Origin of the sequence: Solidesulfovibrio sp. C21, assembly GCF_047785625.1 — a bacterium.
In the GTDB taxonomy this organism is placed as follows: Bacteria; Desulfobacterota; Desulfovibrionia; order Desulfovibrionales; family Desulfovibrionaceae; genus Solidesulfovibrio.
Window position 1 is genome coordinate 39,690 of sequence record NZ_JBLODY010000006.1, and the last position, 24,567, is coordinate 64,256.

Consider the following 24,567-nt stretch of genomic DNA (forward strand, 5'->3'; position numbering starts at 1 on the left):
CGCGTTGATGCGACCCCGCTTCAATAATATATATTGAGTAGTCGACAGGGGAGCCAGGAATTATTCAACCAGATAAAATAGGCCAGCTTGCAAAGGGAGCTATGTTGCATGAACTACGACCCATCAAGTCCGGAGAATAATGAGGCAACCGCAAAGAAGGCTCTCTTCTTGGCACCTATCCCGTTAGATTGGATCCTCCGCGCCGGCAGTCTCCCGGGGAAGTCCCTCCAGGTGGCCCTCATCATCAGACACCTAACCACGATCGAGAGGTCTACATGGGTGCATTTGAAAAATAAATATCTTCGTCAGATGTCCATATCAAGGGACGCAAAGAGGAGGGCACTCCAGTGCTTGGAGGGCGCAGGCTTAATTGCAGTATCCGCGAGGGTTGGAGGAAATCCCTCTGTTAGAATAATTAACCAATGATCAAGCATGTGTTTTTACGTCATTTTGCTTACTATGCACTATATATATTAAATAAATATATTGCATCTTTGAATTGAAATTTACGCCGCAAGTGAATATAATTATTATAACCGGCAACCTAGATGCATGTCCTGAGCCCAGTTGCACATCTGAAAACATCCTCATCTTCTCATTTATCGTAGATTTTCGACGTACCCAAAAGAAGACAATATGGAGTATGGCTAAACGTTTCAATAAATTTTCGGAAATTGCAAATAATATATTTGCAAAAATGAGCACGGATATCCGTCCGTGGCTCTATCGATCAAGAGGAATTGGAGTCAAAAAAACGGTGAAACACGTACAGCAGTCAAGGTTATTGCAAATGGCGTCGAGTTTATAAAGGCCGATGGCCGTGGCTTTGAAAATGACTAAGCTCCCGACGACGTTCCCTTCTAATCATAAACAAAAAGAGGACAATGCATGTGGGGTAACAAAGAAGTTCTTGTCTCTATCGTTGTCGAAGTTGTAAAGGCGGTAATCGATAAAGTAGCTTCAAAACCAAAGAAGGAGCAGGAACATGACCGACCCAGAAATGCATCGTAGACAAGTAAAGGCCCAGCAACTTCCTGTTTTCAGTGTCGGTGAAGGGTTGTATCTCGTCGGTTCCGAAGAAGGCAAGATCGCCTACAAAGTCAATGTGAACGGAACCATCTATTGCCCCTGTGCCGATTTCACCCGCAACAGCAAGTCGAATCCCGATTTTAAGTGCAAGCACATCCTCGCCGTCCTCGAATCGCAGCCCGATGGCATTCAATCTGCCGAGGCCATCGAAAAGCGTAAGCCCAAGCTTGACGATCGATTCGTGGCCAATTTGCATGGCAAGGATTTCGTGCTCTACTCCGGGTTACTCGATCTCGGCCATCAGCGCGGCCTCGCCAAACTTGAAGTGGAACTTGTCCAGCATCCAACCAAGGAAAACGGCATGGAAGCTGTTTGCAAGGCGGTGGCCATGACCCGTACCGGCGAAATATTTGTCGACATCGGCGACGCCAACCCTTCAAATACCAACCGCGCTATCGCCGCCCATGTTATCCGCATGGCCAGCACCAGGGCCAAGGCTCGCGTCCTTCGCGACATGAATAATATCGGCATGACGGCGCTCGAAGAACTGGGCGATATCGAAGACGTCGTCGGAAATGGCCCAGATCGCCCCGCTGTCGGACGAAAACTTGGCAGTGGCAGCAAGCCCCGTGAAACGCCCCCCCGTGCCCCTGCGCGACAAACTGGCCGTCAAGACGCCCCCCCCGCGACCACGCAGGCAGCTTCCTCTAACAAGGAGCAAGGCAAGCAGCCTTCTGAGCAGAAAGCGGTGAGCACAAAAAACACGCCGCCTCCTGTGGCCAAAGTCGCCACCAACTCACAAAAGCCTGCGCCCCATGCCACCATCCGCATGAGTGAAGCCCAAAAGCGCGCCATCGCAAGCCTGTCCAGACGCCGGGGCATTGCCGAAGCTGATCTCGACGGCATGGCTATCGAAGCCTTCGGTGTTGCCTTGGATTCCCTTTCGCCTTCCGACGCTGCCGCCTTCATTCGCCAACTCCAGCAATCGGCCTAGCCGAACCTCGTTCTATTCATTGACGTCCATTTTAACGAGCGGGGACCGCTTGAGGGGATTCGTGCGCCCTTTGAGCGGTTTCCGCCTTGGAGATTGTTCTATGGATAAACCAATTGAAATATCGCACCTATCTGCTTCATCAATCAACAGCTATCTAGACTGTGGCATGCAATTCAAGTTCGCCAAGATCGAGAAGCGGCAGCCTGAGGCCATTGCTGAAGCGCTTATCTTCGGCACCACCATCCACAAGATTATCGAACTCTATCACCATGAACGGTCCATTGGGACAAGGCTTTCCGTCATGGACATCACTGCTGCTTTCGAGAAGTGCTATACTGAAGCCTTTGAGCGGCAGGCTGGCAAAATTCAATTCAAACAAGGCAAGGATTTCGACGCCACCTTGCTTGAAGGGAAATCCCTGCTCGCCACCTATGTCACCCAGTTTCCCGAGACTGGGCTCAAAGTCATTGGCCTGGAGAAATCGTTCTCGTTTCAGATTGAAGGCGTGCCCATCCCCATCGTCGGCGCCATGGACATGGTGGAGGAAGATGCCGGCGGCAATATCGTCATCGTCGATCACAAGACCTCCAGCCGGTCCTACTCGTCGGATGACATCGACAAGAGCCTGCAGCTGACCATCTACGGCATGGCCGCCAAAGCCAATGGGTATGCCGACCGGGAGATCCTGCTCCGCTTCGATTGTCTCGTCAAAACCAAGAAGCCCAAGTTCGAGCAGTATTACACCGTCCGCACGGAAGAGGATGAACAGCGGGCCATGAAGAAGATTCAGGCCGTCTACCGGGGCATCATGCAGGGTGTGTTCATCCCCAATGATACCTCGTGGAAGTGCAAAGGCTGTTCATATCAGCAGTGCTGCCGTGATTGGTTCTCAAATTGAACAAGGAGGGATCATGTCCCTTAACCCCAAACAGTTAGAAGCGGTGCAGTTTCATACCGGGATAGCCCTGGTCGTGGCCGTCCCTGGTTCCGGGAAAACCAAGACGATGACTGAACGGATTGGCCGCCTCGTCAATGACCATGGGGTATCCCCGGAAAATATCCTGGGTCTGACCTACACCCGGCAGGCCGCCGAACAGATGCGTGAACGGTTGCAAGCGGTGCTTCACGAAGCAGCCCACCGCGTCAACCTGTACACGATCCATGGCTTTTGCCTGCGGTTACTCAAAGTTGAAGGCAAGTTTTTCACGCTCCTGCACGGGGTGGAGCAAGTGGCCATGATGGCGACCATCCTCCGTGCCCAAGGGATCAAGGATTTGCCTGTCGGCGGCATTTTGCAAGAAATCAGCCTTGCCAAAAGTAATCTGGTCACCCCTGAAGAGTTCGTCGACCTTTATGGCGATGACCTCACCAAGCAAAAAATTGCCATGATTTTCAGGGAGTACGAAGAGCAAAAGGCCATGCGGCTGCTGCTCGATTTCGATGACCTGCTTCTTCACGCGTGCCGATTTCTGATTCATGATGGCGGCTCTGAAAAGTACCGGCAGGTCTACCCGCACATCCTCGTTGACGAGTACCAGGACACGAATCCGGCTCAGTTGGCCGTTCTCAAGGCCCTGATACAAGAAGAGGATGGTTCCTTTTGGGCTTGCGGCGATGATTGGCAAAGCATTTATGCCTTCAATGGTGCCAGCATCGGGAACATTCTGCGATTTCAACAGATATTCCCTTCCGCCAGAGAAATCGTGCTCAACGTCAATTACCGGTCCACGCCGGCGATACTGGCTGCCTGTCAACGGCTCATCGACCATAACCAGCGAAAGATCCCTAAGGAGCTCATCGCCCATAAGCCCCATGGGAACGATAACGTTTTTATCGTCGACTCCCTGGATGAAGAGGAAGAGGCAAACCTTGTCGCCAATGAGATCAAGCAGTTGGCCACCGCCGACGGAACTCCCTTGAACAATATGGCGGTGCTGTACCGTGCCAATTTCCAGTCTGAGGTGCTCCAAAACGCCTTCGTGCGTGCGAGCATCCCTTTCCAGATCGATAACGGCATGGGCTTTTATGAACGCCGCGAGGTCAAGATTCTGCTCGACTATCTGCGGTTCATCGAAAGCCCTGACACGGAACAAGGCGATGCGGTTTTGCCGTACATCATCAATGCCCCCAACCGCTACCTGGGCCGGATGTTCATGGAAGAGGTGACAGGGCATGCCGCCGAAGCAGGATGCAGCCTGTATCAAGCCCTTCGCGACATGGACTTCGACAGGACCCATGTCAGACGGAACGTCCATGCGTTTGTCAGGCTCATGGATGCCTGCATCCAAGAAAAAGGACAGCTTGGGCCGGCGGAACTGTTGGCGAAGCTCAGGGACCGGCTCGATTACGACCGCTTTATCACGGACAAGGACATTCCGTCCCCGGACAACCAGGCCATCGTCAACCTGAAGCAGCTTCTGCAATCGGCGTCGCGCTACATTTCCATTAGCGAGTTCCTGACCTACGTGGCCACGGTGGAGGACGAAGCCTGGAGCCGCGATCCGGGCGGCGTCCGTCTCATGACCATTCATAAGGCCAAGGGGCTTGAATTCCCCGTGGTCTTTGTCGTGGGACTGGTCGAAGGCATCATGCCCACCAAGCGTGGCGATTTGGAGGAAGAGCGGCGCATCTGCTTTGTCGCTCTTTCCCGCGCCATGGACCGGCTCTATGTCACTTATTCCCACAACTACCTAGGGCAGCCTGCCAAGCGTTCCATGTTCATCGACGAGATGACGGGCTCTGCCCTTGTCGACAAGTCTTAAAACCTATTCTGAAAACTGTGAGGAAGCAGCTATGCCTTTTGAAATACTCCATTTCAGAGATTCCAAGCTGGTCATTGAGGAAAAAGGGATGGCCGGCATCGTCAAAGATACCCTTGAGTATGTCGATACCCTTCTGAACGAATCGTCAGCCAAGGGACGTCGCCTTCGCCTTGGGCTGGAGGACTGCGGCTGGCGTGACAACGGCAATCTCCCCATTATCGAAGGCCGACGCTACCAGTACAAGGGCTGCCTGCAACGGATTGCCATCGAGGCTAATTTCTACGCCTACGAGTACATCCTGGAAGGGCTGGCACGGCTGCAGCTCGGCTACGACCTGGGCAGGATCGACGTCGGGCTGCTGCTGCTGACGGGAGAGCGCAGCGCCAAAAGCCCCTTCGGCTCGACCAAGGATCTCGTGGCCAGGGAGGTGGACTCGTTTTATCCCACCATCTCCATGCCCGTGGCCGTGGCCATTTTCAGTGTTGCGGCGGAGATGTCGGATGGTGATCCCGCCGTCGTGGAAGGCCATGGGCGGAAAATCGCTGGAGGGCAAAGTGAGGTGCGGTCATGAGCGGAAATCTGACCTCTTTTGGGCAAGTCATGGCCCGTGTCGAGCGCATGTCGAAGGATTGCCATGACCGGATCGTCCCGGTCAAAGCCATTGCTTTCCATGACCTTGATACGGTTGCGGTGCACGGCGAGGTGCATGGGCTTCGGCCTACGGCGCAGCGGGCATTGTCCTGCCGGCTGGGTGTGCCGCTACAGTATGTGAAGAAATGTCCCCCTGACTTGCAGGCGCAGAACCTGAACCATTGGCTGTCCAAGGAACGCAACGACGAATTGTTTTTGCGGTTCGATGGGGACGATGTCAGGGCGGTCTTTACCCCCCGCTATGTGCCTGTGGATAACCTGACGGTCCTCAACAAGCTGGAAATGCTGGGCTACTCTATGGATTCCGAAGTGCAGTGTCATCTGGACCGGGAATTCATGTCCCTGTCCATCCTCGATGCCGCCGGAGAGTTCACCGTTAAGGGGAACGACAGGATGCGCCCCGGTATTTCCATCGGCAACTCGGAAGTCGGCCTGTCGGCGCTATCCATCTCCGCCTTCATCCTGCGGCTGGTTTGCACCAACGGGCTCATTTCCAAGACCGAAGTCGAGGCGTCCTACCGGCATGTCTCGACGCGGATACTGAACGATTTCCCAACGACGATCGGGGACGTCAGCGCCAGGATGATCGAGGACAAGAAACGGCTCGGATTTTCCCTTGCATCCGAGGTCAAGGACCCTGCCGCGACCTTGCGGTCATTGAGCAGGCAGTTTCTGCTCGGTAAGCCCGAGGTCGAAGCCGTGGAATGGGCCTGGCCGCAGGAGCAGGGCGGCACCATGTTTCATGTCATCAACGCGTATACGAAAGCGGCCCAGTATCCTGGCCTGCCGGCGGAAAGCGCCTATCGGCTCCAGCGTGTGGGTGGCATGGTTTTGGGGATGGTCAACTGAGGCGGGAAGAAGCCCCATCCTGTAAAAGGCCGGGGCTTCTTCTTTGGATTCACCGATCTAGAAGAGGAAACGTTATGTCGGATGATGATGTTGCCGGTGATGGCGATTTTGAAAAACTCGAAACGATTATTGAACACTTTCAGCCAATAGAAAATCTTTTCAGCGTGATGGGGGCGGCGGATTCTGGTGTGCAAGGGATATTCGTCAGACAATGGGCAGAGATAGGAATGTATCTGTCGACAAACTTCAAAAAGCAGGTCGAACAGTTGTTTTGTTGAATAAAAACAATAGGCATGAGGTGCAAGGCATGTCTTGGCGATGTTGTCGAGAGTGGCTGTCGTGGCCAATGCATCGTTGTATTGCGATTATTCCGCCAGGATGGACAGTATTTTTAACATCTTCGATTTGTTTTCTGACGAGCTTGATTGAATAATGTTTATCGCGAGCTTTTCCATGTCTTGAGTGGTGAGTGCCTCAATTTCCAGATCGAACAGCGTCATTAAGGAAATTCCAAGCGCCTGTGACAAATTGTCGAGGCTTTCCAGGGTGGGATTTCCTCTTCCTCTTTCGATCTCGCCGAGATGCTTCAAGGATAAATCAGCTATTTCAGCAAGTTGGAGTTGAGTCAAGCCGGCTTTCCTCCTGAAGGATTGGATCCTTTTCCCCAGTATTTTGTGAATGTTAGCCATGGTTGCCCCCTGATTCTCCTTACGGAACTGGAGACAGGGGGCGAACCAGATGATATACTTTTTTTACTTGAAAAAAGGAGTTCATTGACCTATTTTGCCGCTGGTTGCTGCTCTCGACTGCCAGTGAGGGTCTCAATGTCTGGAGCAGCATGCCCAACGAAGGTGCCATGCGTTCGGGGTTTTGCGAAAAAATGACTGAAATTACTGATTTCGATGTTGGCTAAATGTTTGAGGAATATGTTTGTGGTATCGAAGCGTTTCATGCTGTGGTCAATTGTCGTTTTTGCCAACATCGCCGTTGTAGTGGGATGTTGCGTATTTTTCTTTTCAATGTTTGATATTGTTGTTTATAGAAAGCAAACTAGCGCTTTTATGAAAAAATATACTTCTAATGTTTCTGTTTATGGTCAAGAAAATAACCAGAAAAAATATGAGAAAAAAGATGCAATGTCTATTGATTTTAGAAAGGCGCATCCGTTTAGTGCATTTAAAACAGAACCCAGTGTCCTTGGTATTAGTGATAAGGTAAAATTTTCAATAAATAGTCGCGGCTATCGATCTCCAGAAGTGAATGAAGACAAGGAGTCAGGTGTAATAAGGATTGCCATTATCGGCGGTTCAGTTGCTTTTCAGGGAGATACAAACGAGACGTCAATTATTTCTATGGTAGCGCAACATATAAGAAATGCTGGATTTGCCGTCGAATATATCAATACAGGGACTCTTTCGTATAATACGGAGCAAGAAATTTCTGTATTAGTGCATGAGCTATTGCGATTGCATGTCGATCTGGTCGTGGCGTTAGACGGCTTTAACGATATTCACAATTTTTTGCATGCCACTAAAAGGCTTGGTTGGCCGGCAAGAGATAAAGATATAAAGAGCCAGGGTGCATTCGAATATTATCCAGAACTTTCACCATCAAATGAATTGACTAGTGTTGAAGATGTGCTCGCTGCAACTCGATATTATATCGATAATATCCAGATCATGGCCAGAATCTGTAAAGAATTTGGTATTAAATTTATCGCCTGTCTCCAACCTTGGCGCGATTATAGCCCTGAATACTGTTTTCGAAGTGGTGGAGTCAATCAAGCTGAGTTTCTAAAAGGAAAATTTTATTGCGAAGCAAGAAGGATTTTTTCGGATATGAACAAAAATAACTTCGCGAAAGGAGTGTATATTTTTATGGCTGATATTTTTCATGATAAAAAATATTTATATACTGATGAAGTTCATTTTACAGACGAAGGGAATGGAATTGTTGCAGAAAAAATATTTGAATTCATAAAAAATGATTTTTGAATCACGAGAAATTGTTTTTAACGGTCAAATATATTATATGGATGATGTTTTCGATGCCTAAAAAGTTTGCATATTTTGTGATACTTGCCAGTGTACTTTTGGGATTTGTTGAGACTGTAAGCTATGTTTCATATCTTCTCGTCTTCAGGAAACCACTCTCGTTTTCTGCTATTGCCAGTCAAAACAATGTCGTTATAAATAGCTACCTAAACGAAAAAAATGATCCAAGCAGCCAGCGAAGTTATCTCATTGACCCGTACTTTGGATATGTCAGCAAAACAGACCAGGAAACCGAGCATGGCCCCAATGTAATCAACGCGGCGAGAACCTTCGGTTTCGACACAGCGGGCCAGTTGATACCGGACTATCCCGACAAGGTCTTTACCGTAGCAATTCTCGGCGGCTCAGTGGCCAAATACTTTGCGGCCAACATGGGGGAAGTGCTCCGGCAATATGTCGAGCGGTTGCCGGAGGCCCAAGGCAAGCAGATCGTCATTCTCGGCCTTGGCAATTATTCCTATAAAGAGCCACAGCAACTCAATATCGTCAACGACTTCCTCGCCCAGGGCGCACGTTTCGACATCGTTGTCAACATCGACGGCTTCAACGAGGTCGCCCATCCCGGCGTGCACAACCTGCCAAACCGCGTCTCGCCCTTTTTCCCCAGCGGTTGGTCCGACAGGACCGGTGAAGTCGCTTCCAATGAAGACTTGGCCGTCCTCGGTAAGATGACCTTGCTGCAACATGTGCGTGTCCATCTCGCCAAGGCCTACCAGGACTTCGGCCTCGGCCTGACCAGCGCCACGCTCTGGAGTGTCATCGATCAGCTGCTGGCCAACAGGCTCTATGCCTTGGAGGCCTCGCGGTTGGGCCGCCGTGACCATGACAAGCCGGCGGTCGGTAATTTCCTCAGCCTTAGTCCCTCGGGCAAAATCTTCTTTGGTTCGCATCGAGATTATCCTGCCTCCGAATTGTATCCTGATCTGGCCGTACATTGGGCGTTCGCCTCGGCGCTTATCAACAACGCCGTCGTCGCTTCGGGCGGCCGCTACTACCATTTTCTGCAACCTAACCAATACGACAAGGGATCGAAGCCTATAAATAGTGAAGAAAAGCAAATAGCTATCGATGACTCGCCATATCGCGTAGGTGTGGAAGAGGGGTATGATTTGCTGCGAAAAGCTGGAAAGGAACTTGTCGCCAATAGTTTGTATTTCACCGATACGTCAAATATTTTTCAAGACCACAATGAAACACTTTATATGGATGACTGCTGCCACTACAATAAAGATGGAGAGAAATTGTTGGCTCACAGAATTGGTCAGACCCTTGTCGACACAAACAATGCGCGGCAACAGGTCGTCGACATAGAAAAGCTTCGCGAACAGCTCGACTTGGTGGTTGAAAATGTGGGGAAAACACAGCGATTGGCGGCGATCTCTCGTGATCTTGTCGGCAACGACGCCGATGCGGACGTCACTGTCACAGGCTTATGGGGGACAGAGGAAAATGCCGAGCGACGTTTCCGCTGGGGAATTGGGCCGAGTACGGTGGTAACCGTCTTCGCCCCTCGTCATGCCCGTATACATGTCGCCGTGCAATGTCTGAGCGCCACTCCGGATCAAACATTGCTGGTGGTCGCCAATGGTAAGGAGCTCGCACGATGGAACGATATCGCCTACGTCGGGACAGCCACTGACCTGTCCCGCCATGACGTCGCCCTCAAGGCCAAACCAGGACGCAACACCGTGGAGCTTCGGTACGCGACTTGGCTTGGCGACAAGATGCACCCCGCACTACCGCACGATCAGCGAAAAATGGCCGTCATGTTTCAATCGTTCCAGGTGGAAACAATGCCCGCCTTGGAAGGCATTCGTTAGACAGCGTCGACCAGATACCCTTTTGAGGGACACGCCACCACGAGGCCCCAAACGAAGGATTGAGGTGGTCCAGGTAGATTGGACAGGCTCGAGTCAATTCAGGGTCTATTGGAGAAAGGACTTAGGTAAAGAGGCGGGGAGCCTGGTGCTATTAATAAAAAAGGCCTATGCTGCTAAAAGTGATAACATAGGCCTGTTTTTTTTTGCTATTCTTAATAGCTGATGATTTTGTCTGCGATTTTGACTAGCTCGTAAAGAGCCTTCATGTTTGATCGCTTGACGTATTCACTTTCATCCACACCGTGGATGATCATACATTTCCCTCAAGCTGCTAGCATACCATCGCTTAGAGCAAATAACTTTGCTTCTTCAGCGATTGGAAATTGCGCAGAGTCTCCATCATAGAGGGCAACTCCTGGTCCGTTCAGGAAAATAGTGACTTCTTCGTCGGCGTTTAACAGGAAATTGCCGAATCGAACGGCATTCCACTTGATTTCCGGGCAGCTACTCGAAAGAACGATAAGTATTTGCATTTTCGATATCTCCTAGCATAATTGATCGATTAATCTGATATCAAAAGAGGTGTGTGAGAGCAAGTCGAAATCTAATTTGGCAAATAACTCACTGAATTTTAATATAAAGACAGGATGATACGTCTATACTCTTCTGTCCCAGTGTGAAATCAGAGCCCTAACTGAATCACGATTTTCATATGCTGCGACGTTAGTAAGGCAGACGGAGGGATTGCCGGGGCACCGCTTCTTCGTTGTGTTCCTGCGGACGCCTTTTAAGTGCAGGCTGGACGGGTTCATGTCCCCTTGATAGATCAGGGCAGCGACCGGCTTGTTGTCATCGGTAACGGGTATGAATTGATTCCGCTGCCTGCCACAGGAGGCGGATGGAAAATGTCCCCACATGCTTCCAATAGCGTGCGTGCCCGAATCACGGGCGGCGATGCGCTCGCATTGATCGAATTGATCAACATGTGCCTCGCTTGTAAGAGTAAAGAGGATTTCAGGGCGCTGTTTCCGAAAATTCAGGAAATCTTTCCCTTTGATTACGCCATTACCGCACTGGGTGAACTTGACAGGCCTCATGGGCTCTTATTGGCAAGTCATGTTAATGTCAGCTTTCCCGATGGATGGCTCTCGGAGTATCTGGCGAAAAACTATCCTCAGAGAGACCGTGTCGTCCTGGAAAACTTCCGATCCTTTAGGGTTCAGGTCTGGCCCCTGGCCAGAAAGAACCTTTTTCGCAGAGAGGAGATTACGTCACTCGGCTTTGATTTTGGGCTGCGGGAATGCTGTACCCACGGCATATCCGGGATGGTGGGAAGTCGAGGTAGTATGTTCTGTTTTTCCGGTTCGTCCATTACGTGTTCCGATCGGCATAAGGCGATACTGGAGGTCCTGATACCTCACCTGCACATGGTGTTATCCGACATCACTAGGGATAAATTCCATGGGAAAGGGGATGTTGTCCTCTCCGCCAGGGAGAAGGAAGTGCTCGATTGGTTGAAAGCGGGAAAGACTTCCTGGGAAATCTCCGTCATCCTGAAAATCAGCGAGAGAACCGTCAACTTTCATGTAGCCAACATTTTACGGAAGCTTCAAGTGGTGAACCGCGCGCAGGCCGTGGCGGTAGCGATCCACTCCGGTTTGGTCGACATTTCCTGATCCTCTTTCCGATCGTTTTGCCTGTCAGTTCTGACAGGTGAAATACCTATCTGATGGTGTACTTGGGCTGAATCCTGTTCACACGCTTTGGAGAAGGCAAGGAGGACACCATGAAAATTGCCGCAATCAATGGCAGCCCGAAGGGACGAGAGAGCATTACCCACTTGATGGTTCGTTCATTTTTGCAAGGAGCAGAGCGGGCTGGCGCTGAGACCGTAACGGTTTTTCTGGCGGAAAAAGACATCAGGCATTGCCGGGGGTGCATGGCATGCTGGTTCAAGACTCCGGGAAAATGCATCATTGACGATGACGACATGGCGGAGATTCTCTCCCAAACCGAAGGTGTCGATGTGGTCGTCTGGGCCACACCGCTCAAGTACGCCAATGTATCCAGTATGCTGAAAGTTTTTGTCGAGCGGCTGCTGGTTTTCGCCAATCCATTCATGTTGGTCGACCAGACAGGTGAAACGCGCCATCCGAAGAAAGCACCAGGAGCGGAGTCTTCCTTCTATCGTGCCAAACTAGTAGCTATCGCCAACGGCGGTCTGGGGCAGAGAGGGCATTTCCAAGTGCTCAGCCACTGGATACAGCGCCTAGCCCGCAACAACCTTACGGAAGTCATCGGGGAAATCTATGCTCCCCAGGGGCCGCTCCTGGTCAATCCAGCAGCCGAATTGCAGCCAATCATCGCAGACTATCTGGGGCTGCTGGAAAAGTCGGGAGCCGAGGTGGTCACAAACGGCGGCATCTCCCCGGAAACGCAAAAATTACTCGACCGAAACCTGATTCCCGAAGGAATCTATCTCCAACAAATAAACAGCTACTTTAAAATGTTACTGAGTTCAGTGAAACATCCTTATGTCAATAGCTGGTAACCCTGGAGAAAGAAGGGTTGGGGAAGGTGAACTCCCACTCCAGAAGCCCACCTTCCCTACCGACTAGCGCTATCGGGCTTCGGAGCGCAAAAATCATAGGCTTCCCTCCAGCACCTGGCGGTCATCGCGGCGTGGCCAGCCACGACCATTCCCTTTGGGAAGAACAGCGTGAATTCGTTCCCAATCCTCATCGCTTAAAAAGGGTTAGTCTCTCATTGCCGATGAGCCTGACAGCCAGCTCCCCAACGATCACGTTTTTTTGGAACCTCATCTAGCCATGTTTCTTGTCGTTTCTGATCTGCTTGTCCGCTTCAACTTTTGGAGGGCTGCCCGGCACCCACCAACGGGTCGCTTCTTTGAGGGTTTCTTCAATGGGCGTTTTACGTGTTCGCAGCAATGAAAACAACATGGAACCACCGATGATCGCTGACGTGATAAACAAAGCTAGTGTTGCGTTCTTGAATTAAAGTTGATATATTTGATCCCAGGAGGACTGGGATGGGAGCACCTGCCAAACGACTCGAATTGACTGAGGAAGAGGCGTCCACTTTGAAGCTTTGGGTGGCGTCCGGTACAACGCAGCAGCGCATGGCCGTCCGGGCGCAAGTCGTGCTTGCCGCTGCTGAAGGGTTGACGTTGGATGAGATATCCAGTCGTACAGGACTGAGCGTCAACGCCTGCCTGAAGTGGCGAAAACGTTTCGCCGCAGAACGATTCGAAGGGCTTTCCGACAAATCTGGGCGTGGCAGACCTCAAAGTATATCGCAAGAGGAGCGTCTTGAGATCATGGCTCTTGCCTGCACAACGCCGATTGACGGCAGTAGTCGTTGGAGCATGCGCAAGCTTGCCGAAGTGGCAGGACATTCTGTGTCGGCCATCCATGGAATTCTCAATGCAGGCGACTTGAAGCCTCATAAAGTTGAACACTGGTGTGGGAAAAGCCCGGACCCCGAGTTCGCATCTAAGCAGGCCACGATTATTGGACTGTACATGAATCCTCCTGTCAACGCCATCGTGTTATGCGTCGATGAGAAATCTCAAATCCAAGCGCTCGATAGAACACAGCCACTTTTGCCTATGCGCCCTGGTAAACCGAAACGAATTACGGCAACCTATAAACGCAACGGCACAACTTGTCTGCTCGCAGCGTTTGCTGTGCACGAAGGTACGATAGAAGGTCGCTGTGTCGATAGCACGAAGCACACAAATTTTTTAAACTTCCTCAAGCACCTCTATCGGTCAAACCCCGGCAAAGACCTGCACGTGATTGCTGATAATTTGAGTTCCCACAAACACAAAGATGTTCTTGCTTGGATCGAAAAACGTCGTCGTTTGCACCTACACTTCACCCCGACGTATTCTTCGTGGTTGAACCAAATCGAAATATGGTTCAACATATTTACCCGAGATGTCCTTAAAGGTGGAGTTTGGAAATCAAGACAAGCTCTTGTCTCTCAGATTATGACCTACATTCGGCACTATAACGAACGCGCTCATCCGTTCAAATGGACCTATGAAGGAAAGCCTTTGACCGCTTAATTCAATATTATTACGAGAACGCTACACTAGTTCTGTGGATACAAATTTTTCGCCGAACCAAGCGTTAACGATCATTTTAACCCCCCACGACCACAAGTACAAGAGACAAACCGTATTTGAGATAATGGAAACGGTGGATGATACCCACGAGAGCAAAGTAAAGCGCCCTGAGGCCGAGGATGGCGAAGACATTTGACGTATAAACGATGAAGGGGTCGGTGGTGATGGCAAAAATTGCCGGAATGGAATCCAAAGCGAAGATTACATCTGTGACTTCGATAAGTACCAGGACGATGAGGAGCGGCGTAATGCAGAGTAAGCCATTGCGTCGAACGAAAAATTTGCCACCCTCGAAGCTTTCTGTCACCCAAAAGTGGCGACGCATGAAACGATTGATGCGGTTCTCATCCAGGTTCGGCTCTTGTCCAACCGTAACCAGCATCTTAATTCCTGTGAAGACGAGGAACGCCCCAAAGACGTAGATGAGTCCGTGGAAGGCTTCAAGAATCGCTGCCCCGGCCAGGATAAGCGCGGCACGCATAATCAGTGCGCCAAGAATACCCCAGAAGAGAACCTTGTGCTGGTAGTCTCTGGGAACGGAAAAGTGCAGGAAGACGAGAACGAAGACGAAGATGTTGTCAATGGAGAGACTTTTTTCGATCAGATAGCCGGTCAGGTACTCTGTCGCAGCTTGGGGGCCAAGCACGTAATGGATAGCCGCGCCGAAAACCAAGGCCAAAAGGACATAGCCGAGGCTCAGTAACAGCGCTTCGCGTACGCCGATCTCTCGTCCATGGCGGTGCAGGACACCCAGGTCCAAAGCCAGTAAGGCCAACACCAACACATTGAACCCAATCCACATCCATGCACTTCCCATGATTTCCCTCCCGCATGTAACCGGGGGCCATGCTCTCTCGTTTCGACATTTACGCCGCTGTGGATGATCAAGCGTTCCATGAGCAAAGTAAAACGCCCTTTGGCCTCGGCCAAAGGTACTTTAACCTGAAGCTGAAGCATGTTCCGGGTACGCCACGGGTAGAGGTGGCGCCATATCCGAAGCTCGGCATGATCACGACAAGCCAGTTCGCGGCCACAGGTCGGACAGCGCCAGCGGATGCCGATAGTATGCTCAACATGGACGTCCACTCGGCCTCCAACTTTGTCCAACTCGACGTCGGCAACAAACTACGGGTCGCTCCGCTCCAGAATCACACACACATGCTTAAAGCCCACGCCAACCATTATAGCATGGACAGACGTGGGCTTTTTGTTTTGAGCCTTAACTATTTCTTATTGTCCTTGGCCTCTTGAGCTTCGGCACTAGATTTTAACAGCTCAAGAAGGCCAATATTCTTTTCCTTGACCTCCGCCGTAAGTTCCTTCAGACCGCCATATCCTTTGTCCATAACAAACTGAGTGACCTCGCCACGCTTAATTCCAAATTCCTTCATGATCATCTGTATCTGCTTGAGAGGATTGTCTTCGCCAGTAAGTGTTTTCCTAGCAATCTTGATGGACATGTCTTTTTTGGAAACGCCGAATTTCTCCATGTACTCTTTACGAGTCAGACCATGAGACTCAAGATGCTTTGTACCTAAAACTTTAAATTCCTTACCGCATACAGCACATTTGACACCTTTTCTGGTCTTCACATGCTGAGGAGCTTCAATTTGATTCATCGGTTCAGGTTCTATATAAATTACAGGACCGCAGCTCAGAGAAATCAGTTTCTCGTAAATGCTCTTCGTGACTACTTCGAGTTCACTGAAGTGGACCTTTCCATGCCGAAGCTGGTCTTTTGCCAAGTTCAAAGCTTCTGCCCAGATTTCTTTATCGACCATGATTAGCTCCTTTGTGTCTGAATGAATTAATCGGCAGATAGCTTTAAGGTGATTTCCTGTCAAATGAAAAGAGATTTATGTGAATGAGCTTTGGCTGTTAATTGATCTGTTCTTGATCGTCTTGGTGGGGGTGCTCGTTGCCCTTGCCCCTTGATCCCCGGACACCCCTGGGATCGCGCCCTACGGCCCTTTCCTGGGAGTTTTCTGCCGGCCCGGGAAATCTCCGGGCCCCATGCCCCGAAATCGCAAGTAAGGGCAGCCTCGGCCCAAAGTCCACAATTCGACCAGTGGATGTGACTGTTGGCAGATTGTGTTGTTTTAAAAATGGATATTTCAAGTTAGTCCAATGGGAAACCCCCGGCTTTGCCGGGGGACCTCAAAAGTTTGACTTATGCGGGAGTAGAAGAAAGCCTCTCCATCCGTGAGGGTAGAGTCCACGGAGGTGGTGTAAATTCTGGAGTCGTCCAGGCCGGGGAGGTAGCTCCAGCCTGAACGGGATGGGCGAGGTGGCCATCAGGTCAATTGGCTGTAAGGTGAAGTTGCGAAGCCGCACCTGCAACCAAAGGAGACCACGATGGCCGAGGACAGCATGGCATTAATCGAGTTGATGCAAAAGGCCGACGGCGGTAAAAGAAGTAGCTAACTAACTGGATTTTTATGAAATAGTTGCAAAATGGCCCACGTCGTCCTGTGAAGAGTGGTGATGTGGGTCTTTATTGTCGTTGTGTTAAAAGATAATATCTTTAGTTTTCAAGAGACGTGGATTCGATTATTTCTTGGAAACCTTCTAAGATGTTCTGGTGGTTTTCTTTTAAATACATAAGTATGTGATTGTTTTTAAGAATTTTTTGTAAGTAACTGCGGGATAGGGTTAGATTTAAAACATTGTGTCCGTATGCGGTTTGGACAGTTTTAAAGTCTGCCTCAATTGTTTCCATTTCTTTTTCTATTCTTTTTATGTCTGTGATTGAAATATCATTTTGCTTTTTCGATGGATACTGATTGTGAAGCTGTTTTTTATGGCTAGAGATAAGAAGGACTTGGGCATAGCTAAAAGAGTAATTGTTGCTTGTTCTCATTAATTCTGCAACCTCAATTTGGCGCATTGGTTTCATTTTTTTTAATATTTGGAACGATTGTCTTGAAACTTGTTTGTCTTTTAGGAGGTCGACAGCTTCTTGGCAGATTCCGGTCAAGAGGTTGCGTTTTTGTTTTATTTTAACAATATCTATGTTTAATGCAGTAGCTATTCTTTCTTCGGATACACCGTTTTCAAGAGCTTTTAGAATCATGAAATGTTCTTGGATCGGGGAGAGCCGATTGACTTTATGATTATAAGTAAAAGCCTCGTCATCTGTGGAAACAAGACATGAAACTTCTGTTGCCCCTGTGTCTTTTAGAGCTTCTAATCGCATATGACCATCTAGAAGATAGTATTTGTCATCGCAGTTTTTGTCTGGATAAACGATTAAAGGTTCAATCACTCCAACTTCTTTAATTGAAGCCAGTATTCGGTGATATTTCCTTGATTTTTTTAATCCTGCCTTGATTTGTCGTAAAGAATAAATGTCCTGTATGGGGAGTACTTTGCCAGCTTTAAGAAAGGCCATTTTGACAGTTTTCATGAGTCCTCAAGGTCGAGAATAGTTAATAAGTTTTGGGGGATAGTGTCCAGCCCCTCCTCGTGTAGTATAGTCGCGAAGTTGTTCTCTAGGAAAAGCTTTTTTAAAGATGAAACAATGAACAGTAGTTTCATTTCGCATATTTTTGCTTTTTTTATGAGCGTTTTTTGTTTCTCAGCCTCCTGGTGATATGCCTTCATTATAGTATTGCTATCTTTCTTCTTTGTTAGGTCATTTTTTGATGGGCTGTATAGTGATTTTCCGTTTAAACGCCTGTTCTCGATAATCTTTCGAGCGGTGATTAGTGCTTTTCCTCTTAACGATTTGTCTTCATATGCTTCGAGCAAATAGGATTGAACATCTTTTTCAGTAGAAACAGCTATTTGGACGGCCACACTAATAGGAATTTTTTCTTTCTCGACAGCATCTATTAATTTTTCCTCGCCTTTGTTTAAAAGGCGTAATATTCCTTTGACATACTCAACGTGCATATCGATTTTGGCAGCTATTTCGGTCGAAGTGTAGCCTCGTTCTTCGAGTATTTTTATTTCGTGAACAAGTTCTAATGATGTTTGGTGTCTGCGCGCCAAGTTCTCGATGAGACTCATTAAAAAGCAATCTTCTTTTGTCGCATCGATTATAATAGCAGGGATTTCAGTTTGTCCTAAAGCAAGATAAGCCTCTAGCCTTCCCTGTCCGCACACTAAGTCATATTTAAATTTACTATTTGCGTGGCTTAGTTTTCGAACTGTAATCGGTTTTTTGAGGCCAAGAGAAGCTATATTGCTTGTAATCTCAGAGAATTTTTTTCTATCGCGTATTCTTGAATTTAAAATATGAATGTTATCTATGGGTATGATTTCAACAGTAGAGGCCGAAGATGTGTTCATGCGGTGCTCAATATTTTTGATCGTTTGAACATGCTCAACAAGTATTCTATTGATGCATGTCTATAAACATCAAGGCTGAATTGGTTGTCGATTGATAGCTTTAAATTTGGTGTTGTTAAGTCTAAAGTCGGGAAAATATAATAGTCAAGAATTGAAGAATTTGTTTCATCGAGCCGAGCGCAAAGTATAATATCTGAATTGTTATTGTGCTCGAACTTGATAAGCCAGCGAAGAGTTCCAGACGTGAGGACTCTGCATCTGGCAAGAATAATGCAAAGACAAATCTCACTGTTTACTATGATTTGGTCATCGTTGTTTGATTCTGTTTCGACATTAAAATTGTGTATGCGTAAAATAATTTTTTCATATAAATCTCTATGTATCGTCCTGATTATTTTGTTGTCTTCAATGAACTTGTAGTTTCTTTCTGGGGTGTAGCCAATTAATTTATATGCTCGCAATAGACTGCCGAATCTTGTTCTATAAACAGAACTTGAGGGCATAGAGTCTGTTTCGTCAATTAGTATCCCAGAAATCTTTCCATGAGTGTTGAAAAGAGTTCTTAACATGTCTAAAATTTCGTCATTAGTAAGCTTTTTACTTCGATTTAAAATGATAGTTTGGGCTGCGCTGAATAATTCTTCAGTAACAATCGGAGTAAACGCTTTATTGTTGCGAATCCAAGTGTCTGGTGGATTTTTTACTCGTTTTTGCTTTAATTTAAATGAGGTTCTGTTAAATACATTGTTCCCAATGTATTTTTCATTTGTAAGAATTTGATGAACGGCTCCTTTTGTCCACGGACGTTCTTTTTCTGAATCTACGTTGGCTGTATTTAATATTTCTGAAATTTCATTTTCATTTTTATTTTCATAGACAAACATAGAGTAGATTTTGTTTACAACTAGCACTTCTTGTTCTGGGCCAGGTACAAGTATGACTCTGTCGGTTTGTAAGCTTTTATATTCTCCGTTTCTTAAAATGTCTATGTGATTTCCATTTTGGTCAATTCTCATGCGCTGTAAACCATATCCAGCAGGACCGCCTTGTCGAAAGCCGAGTTCAATTAATTTGCACTGGCCTTTAAAAACTTTTGCGGATAACTCTCGACTGTATTCACCCGCCATCGCTCGTTTGACAGTTTTTACGATGGAAGAAAACATGCTCCCATCATTTTGGAATATTTCAGCACAATAATGTACGGTTATCCCTTCTTGCTTGCAACTGTACTCTAAAAAGGCGGCTTGGTCAGGATTTTGAAATCTACCCCATCGGCTAATATCATATACAAGTATAACAGAGAACTTGGCCATTTTACTTTGAACATCACGTATTAAACGCTTGAGTCCATCTCTGCTTTCAATGGTTAGGCCACTTTTGCCTTCATCAGAATATGTACAAATTATATCCATTCCGTTTGCAAGCGCGTAGTCACGGATTGTATCTCTTTGATTTTCTGTAGAGTACTGTTGATGCTCTGTTGACATCCTGACGTATTGGGCAGCTTTTAGCTTGCCGCTACTGTTTGATTTTGTATTGTTGCTCATTTATAATTATCTTTTAAGTATAAGTGTCTGTGCGGGTATTCTTGATGCAGCTTGGCCTGGGCTGAGAAAAAAGTAAATTTATCAACAATACCTTGAAAGGCATCAAGTTGAATGTTTTGTAAAAATTGATTTGCGCCAATGTATGCATAGTTTTCTAGTAATTTCTTCACATTAGACCATGTCCAATGTTTCGAAGTTCCTGGAGATTCTACTTGTTGTGATGATAGCAGATTGCAAATTTTAGCAACTGTGTAGTCATGATTTACATACAGATTAAATATGAGTCTTACAATTTCGACTTTTTCTAAATCTCCAGGGACTAATTTTCTGCGAGATTTTTTGTCTTGTGGCGAAACTATTTGTTCTTTTTCTAGTCCATAGGGTGCTGTGCAGCGAAGGTAATATCCATCTGCATATAGTATTTGTTGTCCACGTTGAACTTTTTTCCCCCAATATGTTCTTGCAAGTTCTGGTGATATTAAAAAATAGCTATCGCCAAGTACTGTTTTTTCATTAAGATCAAACCCAAAAAAATGATTTATTGAAGCAAAAGATAATTTTCCTAGTATTTTTCTCCATGGAGGTTTCCCTTCAGCTCCCCATCCAAAAATTAATATCTTGAACTGATTTATTGATGAAATGTCAAAACATGTATTGTTACTCGTAATAATTGGTTTTGTATTGGGAATGTCGTGGACACTCATAATGTCGATTAGTCTCTTTGTATATGAATTAATCTTAGACACGTTTTTCGAGGGTATAAATAGTATCGCGCTAATTGGGGTTATTGCGTTAGTGGTATCAATAGAGTTTGTGGGGTGGTTTAGCTTCATGTTGTTTATGGGGGTATCTATGCTAAATGATTTGGTGAATTGTAAAGTTAGTGCGCTGACCAAAGATCGATTACGATGTGTCGCTAGCAGAGGAAAAACAACAGAGTCAGATATCATCCGAGTACTTCTCGAACTTGGATTGGCTCTGTGTGAATCAAATCCAGATATCGTCAGACCACTCCACAAGCTATTGGTAAAAAAAAACGATAAGTCAATGTTACATTTTAACAAATTTTGTCCATAATGTCAGGCTATTAGGTAAAAAAGGTTTTACTTTTTGATCCTGATGTCGTAACACGCTAAGATAATTAGCTCTTTGTAACGCATTAAACGGCGTCGTGCTTACTGCTGCTCAAAACGATGCTGCTTCCTGGTGCGCCAGGCAAAGCCTGGAGAAGGAGAATGTATGGAATGCTGAAACCTTCTTTGGAACCCTACGGGTACTCAAGCCCGTCCGGCCAAGTGTGCTGACAGCCGGAACCGAGTGTTGCGCGGACTGGAGTAATCCAGGAACCGTTCTGGTCTTTTTTCCTCAAAGGCCTTCTTCGTCGAGAGCTCACCGGCGTGAAACTTATCGTCTCCGATGCCCATGAAGGTCTCAAAGCCGCTATTGCTGTCACGGGGTGTTGGCGACCGCCCCAATGAGTCCACTGGGTGCTCAGCTAATGGAGCCAGGGCAGCGGTAGGCAACCGGATTTCGGACCTTCGAGACGCCGCGTCCTGACAGCTCCCCAAAAAAAGGAAAGGGGATCGTTGGAATTTCTGTCAAGAGGTCGGGGGGCGCCGAAGGACCGCTTGAATAGAGTATCAAGTGTCCGAAAAGATGGTTTTTCAAGCATCTGATATGATTATTGAATAGTCGTCAGCACGCATGAATGCCATGCCAAAACCATATTGAAATTATTAAACTTTTTAGAAACCGTGGCGGGGAGCCACACAGCTTCTGTTGGCGCCTGCTAACAGTGACCACTAGAGCTGTGGCGCATCAGCCAACATACTGCCAAAGGACAGCCAAAGCGGCTGTGGCGCGACTGCCAACGCGACAGCCCAGGGGGGGGGGCAGGTCCGAGGCATTCGATGGGAATGGGTTACTGTACTCCCTTTGCCTTGTTATTCCCTTGACATATTTTAGATTATTATTTAAACAACGTTTGAAATAGAAATTTAAACGAGATTACAATGGACTACAACGACACCAGGACCCGTATCATAGAAGCCGCCATCAAGGTCTTTTTGGAAAAAGGCTACGCTACGGCTACAATCCGAGGCATCTGTGCCCAAGCTGAGGCCAACTTGGCGGCCGTAAACTACCACTTTGGTTCCAAGGATTCCTTATACGCAGCCGCGCTCGAACGCATCATGGCATCCTGCGATGCGAGCTACCCTATAGCTGAGGGGCTCGCCGAAGCCTCTTCCCCAGAAGAGCGATTGCGCCGATTTATCCGTAACTTGTTCCGGCTGCTCTTCCCGGAAGATCCCGAATACGCTCGTCGAAGCGAGCTTATCTGGCTGGGACTTGGGAACGCGAGTCCCGCCATTACGGTTCCGATAGAACGTTTTATCCGTCCGATCAAGGACATCCTGGAGTCCATCATCCAGGAGATTCTTGGCCCCGTAGACGCGGAAGCTCTCCGGTTGTGTGTCGAGTCCATCTTTGGACAGCAACTATTTCACGCTCAGAACAGAGCTTTGATTACTCATCTGTATCCTGATAAGATGTATACGCCCACTGATGTTGCGCGACTCGCTGCGCATGTCTATATTTTCTCTCTAGCTGGCCTCGAAGCCGTGCGCAAATGCGCTAATTAGTCCAATGGGAAACCCCCCGGCTTTGCCGGGGGACCTCAAAAGTTTGACTTATGCGGGAGTAGAAGAAAGCCTCTCCATCCGTGAGCAGCTCAAAGCGAGCGATGGAGAGGCTTTCGATGAAGTGTACATCAAGTCTATGCCATACAACGTGGGACTGCAAGTATCACATTGTGTGGATACCGAAGTGTCGTCGAAAAGTGCTATTTGGTAAAATTCGTGGGTGCTTGGGCGAAATGTTTCACGTTTTGGCTCGGCAGCGTGAGAGCAGCATTTTGGAAGGACATTTGTGCAAAGACCATGTTCATATGTATATTGCTTTCCTCCCAAATATGCAGTTGCCCAAGTGGTCGGGTTCATAAAAGGGAAAAGTGCGATTCATATTGCCCGTGAAGTTCAGGGAAGGGCGCGCAATTTCTCTGGACAAAACTTTTGGGCGCGCGGTTATTTTGTTTCGACCGTTGGTCGTGACGAAAAGGTGATCCGAGAATACATCCGCCGGCAGGAGCAGGAAGAACAGCGGCTTGAGCAGCTAAAGCTGGTAACGGAATAGCCGCCTTTAGGCGGCCCCTATATTAAGCCGCTTTGAGCGGCTCACACATTACAAGCCCCCGGCTTTGCCGGGGGTAGCTGACTCGAACCTGAAAAACGTGGTTACGGCGTTATGCGACGGCTTGGGTGGAGCGATTCGTCGCCGGGGCCAGAAACGTCGCAGCAACGGGCAGACCTCCAGTCCGATCGTCAAGGCCTGGATTCCCCTTCCCGTTCGAAGTCATGCATCCTCATCCAACCAGCGCTTTTACGCCAAACACCCGAGGGAGGAGGCCCGTGCGATGGTTCCACTCGCGGGGAGCTGTGCGGGGGGCCACCCGAAAGGTTGGCCCCTGCCGCGACCGTTGCCGCGCCCTTTTTTAGCTTTTCCATCCATGTCTTGGTACCCCTGATACGGACTTTTGTTTTTGTCACCAAGTTTGAATCTGCTTTTAGTTAGCAATTTTAGTATATTGCCATTTCTGTTGTCTATTTCGAAAGAGTGAAGCCCTCTCCCTGCCGAAAACACGACCTCGTCCCCTGAAAAATCCTTGACAGATTTCAAACCAAGATTAAAACAACGTTTTAAATATGGTTTGAATGCGAAGCTGCCATGGATCACAATGACACCAAGACTCGTATCGTAGAGGCCGCCATCGAGGTCTTTTTGGAAAAAGGCTACGCTACGGCTACAATCCGAGGCATCTGTGCCCGAGCTGAGGCCAACTTGGCGGCCGTAAACTACCACTTTGGTTCCAAGGATTCCTTATATGCAGCCGCGCTCGAACGCATCACGTCATCCTTCGATAAGCGCTACCCTTATAGCCAAGGGTCTCGACGAAGCCTCTTTCCCAGAGGAACGATTGCGCCGATTTATCCGTAACTTGTTCCGGCTGCTCTTCCCGGAAGATCCCGAATACGCTCGTCGAAGCGAGCTTATCTGGCTGGGACTTGGGAACGCGAGTCCCGCCATTACGGTTCCGATAGAACGTTTTATCCGTCCGATCAAGGACATCCTGGAGTCCATCATCCAGGAGATTCTTGGCCAGGCAGATGCGGAAACTGTTCAGCTGTGCATCGAATCCATTGTTGGACAGCAGTTTTTTCACGCACAGAACAAATTTTTTATTACACAGCTTTATACAGGCAAAAAGTATTTGCCTCGAGACGTGGGACGCCTGGCTGAACACATTTACAGCTTCTCCATCGCTGGTCTTAAAGCTGTACTGTCCATCATAGGCAAATAGA

The 24,567-nt window shown here is 48.1% G+C and carries 24 protein-coding genes and 2 pseudogenes; 17 read left to right on the forward strand and 9 right to left on the reverse strand.

Annotated features, from left to right (window positions below):
* Positions 1-108 precede the first annotated feature (108 nt).
* The 7 genes from ACMZ6R_RS03450 to ACMZ6R_RS03480 all read left to right on the forward strand — a co-directional run bounded on the left by ACMZ6R_RS03450 (position 109) and on the right by ACMZ6R_RS03480 (position 6,563).
* Entirely contained in the window at positions 109-426 is a 318-nt protein-coding gene (locus tag ACMZ6R_RS03450) for a hypothetical protein (protein ID WP_416109490.1), read from the forward strand.
* 559 nt (positions 427-985) lie between these two features.
* Positions 986-2,023, forward strand: coding sequence for a hypothetical protein (locus tag ACMZ6R_RS03455; RefSeq protein ID WP_416109491.1), 1,038 nt, complete (start codon positions 986-988; stop codon positions 2,021-2,023).
* 100 nt (positions 2,024-2,123) lie between these two features.
* Positions 2,124-2,921, forward strand: coding sequence for a PD-(D/E)XK nuclease family protein (locus ACMZ6R_RS03460; RefSeq protein WP_416109492.1), 798 nt, complete (start codon positions 2,124-2,126; stop codon positions 2,919-2,921).
* A gap of 13 nt (positions 2,922-2,934) precedes the next feature.
* Positions 2,935-4,785 (forward strand): ATP-dependent helicase, encoded by a 1,851-nt coding sequence (locus ACMZ6R_RS03465; RefSeq protein WP_416109493.1) that lies wholly within the window; start codon positions 2,935-2,937, stop codon positions 4,783-4,785.
* Positions 4,786-4,816: 31 nt separating this feature from the next.
* On the forward strand, positions 4,817-5,356 hold the full coding sequence (locus ACMZ6R_RS03470; protein WP_416109494.1) for a hypothetical protein: 540 nt from the start codon (positions 4,817-4,819) through the stop codon (positions 5,354-5,356).
* Positions 5,353-6,285 (forward strand): DUF932 domain-containing protein, encoded by a 933-nt coding sequence (locus ACMZ6R_RS03475; protein WP_416109495.1) that lies wholly within the window; start codon positions 5,353-5,355, stop codon positions 6,283-6,285. The genes ACMZ6R_RS03470 and ACMZ6R_RS03475 overlap by 4 nt, the downstream gene beginning before the upstream one ends.
* A 74-nt stretch (positions 6,286-6,359) precedes the next feature.
* Positions 6,360-6,563, forward strand: coding sequence for a hypothetical protein (locus ACMZ6R_RS03480; protein ID WP_416109496.1), 204 nt, complete (start codon positions 6,360-6,362; stop codon positions 6,561-6,563).
* 87 nt (positions 6,564-6,650) lie between these two features.
* Here the strand turns inward: ACMZ6R_RS03480 and ACMZ6R_RS03485 are convergent, their stop codons facing one another.
* Positions 6,651-6,974 (reverse strand): helix-turn-helix domain-containing protein, encoded by a 324-nt coding sequence (locus ACMZ6R_RS03485; protein ID WP_416109497.1) that lies wholly within the window; start codon positions 6,972-6,974, stop codon positions 6,651-6,653.
* A gap of 261 nt (positions 6,975-7,235) precedes the next feature.
* Here ACMZ6R_RS03485 and ACMZ6R_RS03490 point away from each other — a divergent pair, with 261 nt between their 5' ends.
* Positions 7,236-8,279, forward strand: a complete 1,044-nt coding sequence (locus tag ACMZ6R_RS03490; RefSeq protein ID WP_416109498.1) for a hypothetical protein — start codon at positions 7,236-7,238, stop codon at positions 8,277-8,279.
* Positions 8,280-8,332: 53 nt separating this feature from the next.
* Positions 8,333-10,159 carry a hypothetical protein gene (locus ACMZ6R_RS03495; RefSeq protein ID WP_416109499.1) on the forward strand — a complete coding sequence of 609 codons (1,827 nt, stop codon included), beginning with the start codon at positions 8,333-8,335 and terminating at the stop codon, positions 10,157-10,159.
* 212 nt (positions 10,160-10,371) lie between these two features.
* Here ACMZ6R_RS03495 and ACMZ6R_RS03500 read toward each other — a convergent pair whose 3' ends face one another.
* Positions 10,372-10,692 (reverse strand): DsrE family protein, encoded by a 321-nt coding sequence (locus ACMZ6R_RS03500; protein WP_416109500.1) that lies wholly within the window; start codon positions 10,690-10,692, stop codon positions 10,372-10,374.
* Between the two features lie 285 nt (positions 10,693-10,977).
* On the opposite strand from ACMZ6R_RS03500, the gene ACMZ6R_RS03505 reads away from it, so the two are divergent.
* Both ACMZ6R_RS03505 and ACMZ6R_RS03510 read left to right on the forward strand, forming a co-directional pair.
* The gene (locus ACMZ6R_RS03505) at positions 10,978-11,835 is read left to right on the forward strand and encodes a LuxR C-terminal-related transcriptional regulator (protein WP_416109501.1); all 858 of its coding nucleotides are present in this window, start codon (positions 10,978-10,980) and stop codon (positions 11,833-11,835) included.
* A 110-nt stretch (positions 11,836-11,945) separates the two neighbouring features.
* Positions 11,946-12,710: a flavodoxin family protein gene (locus ACMZ6R_RS03510; protein WP_416109502.1), complete on the forward strand. Its 765-nt coding sequence runs from the start codon at positions 11,946-11,948 to the stop codon at positions 12,708-12,710.
* A gap of 271 nt (positions 12,711-12,981) precedes the next feature.
* Here ACMZ6R_RS03510 and ACMZ6R_RS03515 read toward each other — a convergent pair whose 3' ends face one another.
* The gene (locus ACMZ6R_RS03515) at positions 12,982-13,119 is read right to left on the reverse strand and encodes a hypothetical protein (protein ID WP_416109503.1); all 138 of its coding nucleotides are present in this window, start codon (positions 13,117-13,119) and stop codon (positions 12,982-12,984) included.
* 89 nt (positions 13,120-13,208) lie between these two features.
* Here ACMZ6R_RS03515 and ACMZ6R_RS03520 point away from each other — a divergent pair, with 89 nt between their 5' ends.
* Complete coding sequence (locus ACMZ6R_RS03520; protein WP_416109504.1) at positions 13,209-14,249, forward strand: IS630 family transposase; 1,041 nt, start codon at positions 13,209-13,211, stop codon at positions 14,247-14,249.
* A gap of 76 nt (positions 14,250-14,325) precedes the next feature.
* On the opposite strand, the gene ACMZ6R_RS03525 is transcribed toward ACMZ6R_RS03520, so the two are convergent.
* The 6 genes from ACMZ6R_RS03525 to ACMZ6R_RS03550 all read right to left on the reverse strand — a co-directional run bounded on the left by ACMZ6R_RS03525 (position 14,326) and on the right by ACMZ6R_RS03550 (position 20,853).
* Positions 14,326-15,126 carry a TerC/Alx family metal homeostasis membrane protein gene (locus tag ACMZ6R_RS03525; protein WP_416109505.1) on the reverse strand — a complete coding sequence of 267 codons (801 nt, stop codon included), beginning with the start codon at positions 15,124-15,126 and terminating at the stop codon, positions 14,326-14,328.
* Between the two features lie 406 nt (positions 15,127-15,532).
* On the reverse strand, positions 15,533-16,090 hold the full coding sequence (locus ACMZ6R_RS03530; protein WP_416109506.1) for a MucR family transcriptional regulator: 558 nt from the start codon (positions 16,088-16,090) through the stop codon (positions 15,533-15,535).
* Between the two features lie 743 nt (positions 16,091-16,833).
* Positions 16,834-17,715 carry a plasmid partitioning protein RepB C-terminal domain-containing protein gene (locus ACMZ6R_RS03535; protein ID WP_416109507.1) on the reverse strand — a complete coding sequence of 294 codons (882 nt, stop codon included), beginning with the start codon at positions 17,713-17,715 and terminating at the stop codon, positions 16,834-16,836.
* The gene (locus ACMZ6R_RS03540) at positions 17,712-18,602 is read right to left on the reverse strand and encodes a ParB/RepB/Spo0J family partition protein (protein WP_416109508.1); all 891 of its coding nucleotides are present in this window, start codon (positions 18,600-18,602) and stop codon (positions 17,712-17,714) included. The genes ACMZ6R_RS03535 and ACMZ6R_RS03540 overlap by 4 nt, the downstream gene beginning before the upstream one ends.
* Positions 18,599-20,149, reverse strand: coding sequence for a recombinase family protein (locus tag ACMZ6R_RS03545; RefSeq protein WP_416109509.1), 1,551 nt, complete (start codon positions 20,147-20,149; stop codon positions 18,599-18,601). Before ACMZ6R_RS03545 ends, ACMZ6R_RS03540 begins: the two co-directional genes overlap by 4 nt.
* Positions 20,146-20,853: a recombinase family protein gene (locus tag ACMZ6R_RS03550; protein WP_416109510.1), complete on the reverse strand. Its 708-nt coding sequence runs from the start codon at positions 20,851-20,853 to the stop codon at positions 20,146-20,148. The genes ACMZ6R_RS03545 and ACMZ6R_RS03550 overlap by 4 nt, the downstream gene beginning before the upstream one ends.
* A gap of 639 nt (positions 20,854-21,492) precedes the next feature.
* Here ACMZ6R_RS03550 and ACMZ6R_RS03555 point away from each other — a divergent pair.
* The 5 genes and pseudogenes from ACMZ6R_RS03555 to ACMZ6R_RS03575 form a co-directional block, all read left to right on the forward strand.
* Positions 21,493-21,594 (forward strand): annotated as a pseudogene (locus ACMZ6R_RS03555) (transposase); the annotation flags it as partial.
* A 567-nt stretch (positions 21,595-22,161) separates the two neighbouring features.
* Complete coding sequence (locus ACMZ6R_RS03560; RefSeq protein ID WP_416109511.1) at positions 22,162-22,791, forward strand: TetR/AcrR family transcriptional regulator; 630 nt, start codon at positions 22,162-22,164, stop codon at positions 22,789-22,791.
* A gap of 116 nt (positions 22,792-22,907) precedes the next feature.
* A pseudogene (tnpA, locus tag ACMZ6R_RS03565) lies at positions 22,908-23,341 on the forward strand (IS200/IS605 family transposase).
* A 591-nt stretch (positions 23,342-23,932) separates the two neighbouring features.
* Positions 23,933-24,202, forward strand: a complete 270-nt coding sequence (locus tag ACMZ6R_RS03570) for a TetR/AcrR family transcriptional regulator (RefSeq protein ID WP_416109512.1) — start codon at positions 23,933-23,935, stop codon at positions 24,200-24,202.
* Positions 24,090-24,566, forward strand: a complete 477-nt coding sequence (locus tag ACMZ6R_RS03575) for a CerR family C-terminal domain-containing protein (RefSeq protein WP_416109513.1) — start codon at positions 24,090-24,092, stop codon at positions 24,564-24,566. Before ACMZ6R_RS03570 ends, ACMZ6R_RS03575 begins: the two co-directional genes overlap by 113 nt.
* The last annotated feature ends 1 nt before the right edge of the window (position 24,567 follow it).

Coding starts and splice junctions, on each gene's coding strand:
- ACMZ6R_RS03450 (WP_416109490.1), top strand. CDS start 109: ATGAACTACGACCCATCAAGTCCGGAGAATAATGAGGCAACCGCAAAG.
- ACMZ6R_RS03455 (WP_416109491.1), top strand. CDS start 986: ATGACCGACCCAGAAATGCATCGTAGACAAGTAAAGGCCCAGCAACTT.
- ACMZ6R_RS03460 (WP_416109492.1), top strand. CDS start 2,124: ATGGATAAACCAATTGAAATATCGCACCTATCTGCTTCATCAATCAAC.
- ACMZ6R_RS03465 (WP_416109493.1), top strand. CDS start 2,935: ATGTCCCTTAACCCCAAACAGTTAGAAGCGGTGCAGTTTCATACCGGG.
- ACMZ6R_RS03470 (WP_416109494.1), top strand. CDS start 4,817: ATGCCTTTTGAAATACTCCATTTCAGAGATTCCAAGCTGGTCATTGAG.
- ACMZ6R_RS03475 (WP_416109495.1), top strand. CDS start 5,353: ATGAGCGGAAATCTGACCTCTTTTGGGCAAGTCATGGCCCGTGTCGAG.
- ACMZ6R_RS03480 (WP_416109496.1), top strand. CDS start 6,360: ATGTCGGATGATGATGTTGCCGGTGATGGCGATTTTGAAAAACTCGAA.
- ACMZ6R_RS03485 (WP_416109497.1), bottom strand. CDS start 6,974: ATGGCTAACATTCACAAAATACTGGGGAAAAGGATCCAATCCTTCAGG.
- ACMZ6R_RS03490 (WP_416109498.1), top strand. CDS start 7,236: ATGCTGTGGTCAATTGTCGTTTTTGCCAACATCGCCGTTGTAGTGGGA.
- ACMZ6R_RS03495 (WP_416109499.1), top strand. CDS start 8,333: ATGCCTAAAAAGTTTGCATATTTTGTGATACTTGCCAGTGTACTTTTG.
- ACMZ6R_RS03510 (WP_416109502.1), top strand. CDS start 11,946: ATGAAAATTGCCGCAATCAATGGCAGCCCGAAGGGACGAGAGAGCATT.
- ACMZ6R_RS03515 (WP_416109503.1), bottom strand. CDS start 13,119: ATGTTGTTTTCATTGCTGCGAACACGTAAAACGCCCATTGAAGAAACC.
- ACMZ6R_RS03520 (WP_416109504.1), top strand. CDS start 13,209: ATGGGAGCACCTGCCAAACGACTCGAATTGACTGAGGAAGAGGCGTCC.
- ACMZ6R_RS03525 (WP_416109505.1), bottom strand. CDS start 15,126: ATGGGAAGTGCATGGATGTGGATTGGGTTCAATGTGTTGGTGTTGGCC.
- ACMZ6R_RS03530 (WP_416109506.1), bottom strand. CDS start 16,090: ATGGTCGATAAAGAAATCTGGGCAGAAGCTTTGAACTTGGCAAAAGAC.
- ACMZ6R_RS03535 (WP_416109507.1), bottom strand. CDS start 17,715: ATGAAAACTGTCAAAATGGCCTTTCTTAAAGCTGGCAAAGTACTCCCC.
- ACMZ6R_RS03540 (WP_416109508.1), bottom strand. CDS start 18,602: ATGAACACATCTTCGGCCTCTACTGTTGAAATCATACCCATAGATAAC.
- ACMZ6R_RS03545 (WP_416109509.1), bottom strand. CDS start 20,149: ATGAGCAACAATACAAAATCAAACAGTAGCGGCAAGCTAAAAGCTGCC.
- ACMZ6R_RS03550 (WP_416109510.1), bottom strand. CDS start 20,853: ATGAGTGTCCACGACATTCCCAATACAAAACCAATTATTACGAGTAAC.
- ACMZ6R_RS03560 (WP_416109511.1), top strand. CDS start 22,162: ATGGACTACAACGACACCAGGACCCGTATCATAGAAGCCGCCATCAAG.
- ACMZ6R_RS03570 (WP_416109512.1), top strand. CDS start 23,933: ATGGATCACAATGACACCAAGACTCGTATCGTAGAGGCCGCCATCGAG.
- ACMZ6R_RS03575 (WP_416109513.1), top strand. CDS start 24,090: ATGCAGCCGCGCTCGAACGCATCACGTCATCCTTCGATAAGCGCTACC.